Here is a 300-nt window from a genome sequence, read left to right on the forward strand (position 1 = left end):
TCGTGCCCCCGCCCCCGGTGATCAGGTTGCGGGCGTACTCCTCGGCCTGGGCGGCGCGCTGGTAGATCGCCTTGGGCAACAGCTTGCCGAGCTGCTTGGCGGTCTCGCGCAGCGAGCGGTAGGCGCCGCCCGAGGCGAGCCGGGCGAGGTAGGCCGACATCGCGCCCACGGGAGGGGCGATCGACATGTCGTTGTCGTTGAGGATGACGATCAGGCGCGAGTGCAGGGCGCCGGCGTTGTTCATGGCCTCGTAGGCCATGCCGGCCGACATCGAGCCGTCGCCGATCACCGCGACCATGT

1 protein-coding gene is annotated in these 300 nt (G+C 70.3%); it reads right to left on the reverse strand.

Going from position 1 to position 300, the window contains the following annotated elements; all coding sequences use genetic code 11:
- Nucleotides 1-300: 1-deoxy-D-xylulose-5-phosphate synthase N-terminal domain-containing protein (locus tag ACLBXP_RS25730; protein WP_447670642.1), on the reverse strand; the 300-nt coding region annotated here is incomplete at both ends.

It is taken from the genome of Methylobacterium sp. A54F, from assembly GCF_053346035.1.